General features: G+C 39.3%; 1 protein-coding gene. It reads right to left on the bottom strand.

All coding sequences use genetic code 11. From position 1 onward, the window contains the following. Nucleotides 1–254: 254 nt before the first annotated feature. A partial coding sequence (locus D5281_RS24905) for a reverse transcriptase family protein (RefSeq protein ID WP_277935631.1) occupies nucleotides 255–1,515 on the bottom strand: 1,261 nt, incomplete at its 5' end.

Raw genomic sequence — 1,515 nt, forward strand, 5'->3', positions numbered from 1 at the left:
TTCTTTCCGTTGACTATTCGTCGGCAGCTGCCTTTGTTTACAGCGACTTCTCAAGAATTCTGTATTTTTAAACCTTTATTTCTCTTGGCCGACTCTTTGTCAATTATTTACGAATATTTCAATGATGTTCTCTTTTGTCATGCTCAACTCCGATGTTCAAAAGATTTCCGCTACAAGTTTTAAAAATGTATTACCAAAATTTTTAGCCAGTTTTGAGTATAGAGTAACGAACTGAGTTTAGATAATTCGGGGCGTTACAGCCTGGAAGCATAAGCCACAACTTTACCCTCTTGCATCAAAACGCACCCCAATCCAATTTTGGATGCATCACAATAAACACTAAATTTCCCTCCCTCAATTGGAAGTACCAACAGTGGGGCAGTCGTCAATTTTTGTTTCAAGGTCTGGAAACTCTCCTCACAAGTTTCTGTCCAAGAGTACTTAAGATCCTTCTTGGTTAAACTAGTCAAGGGTTTGGCTAATATAGAGAATCCCTTAATAAATTTTCTATAATAGCCTGCCAAACCAAGGAAACTTCGAACTTCACTAACATTCCTTGGCTGTGGCCAATCCTTTACCGCCCGAATCTTGGTTGGATCTACTGATATACCCTCGGCAGAAATGACATGTCCTAAGAAATTGACCTTATCCAACCAGAATTCACACTTAGACAGTTTGGCATAAAGTTGTTGCTGTCTAAGGGTTGACAAAACTATCCTTAAATGTTCTTCATGATCAGCCTCATTCCGTGAATATATAAGAATATCATCTATGAACACAATCACAAACTTATCCAAGAATTCACGAAACACTCTATTCATCAAGTCCATGAAGGCTGCAGGTGCATTTGTCAAACCAAACGACATCACAAGGAATTCATAGTGTCCATAACGGGTCCTGAAGGCTGTCTTAGGTATGTCACTATCCTTAACCTTCAATTGGTAATACCCTGAACGCAAGTCAATTTTCGAAAATACCTTAGCTCCTTGTAATTGGTCAAACAAGTCATCAATACGGGGCAAGGGGTACTTGTTCTTAATTGTCAACTTATTTAGCTCCCTGTAATCTATGCACATTCTTAGGGAACCATCTTTCTTCTTAACAAACAAAACAGGTGCACCCCAGGGAGAACTACTAGAGCGGATAAATCCCTTGTCAACTAACTCCTGCAGTTGGACCTTCAATTCCTTTAGTTCAATAGGTGCCATGCGGTAAGGGTTCTTAGATACAGGCAAGGCCTCAGGATATGTATCAATTACAAACTCAATTTCCTTATTAGGTGGTAGTCCAGGTAAGTCATCTAAGAACACTTCAGGAAACTCTCGGATCATAGGGATGTCTTGAAGTTCCAACTTATTCTTCACACGGACATCAACTATGTTAGCTAGATAACTTACACAACCACTTTTCAACAATCGTTGGGTTTCTAATGAGGATATAATCGGTATTTTACTACATTTTGGAATAGCTTGGAAGACAAAATGATTTTCATTCGGGGGTCGGAATTTCCACAGC

The organism is Parablautia muri, from assembly GCF_009917485.1.
GTDB lineage: Bacteria > Bacillota > Clostridia > Lachnospirales > Lachnospiraceae > Suilimivivens > Suilimivivens muri.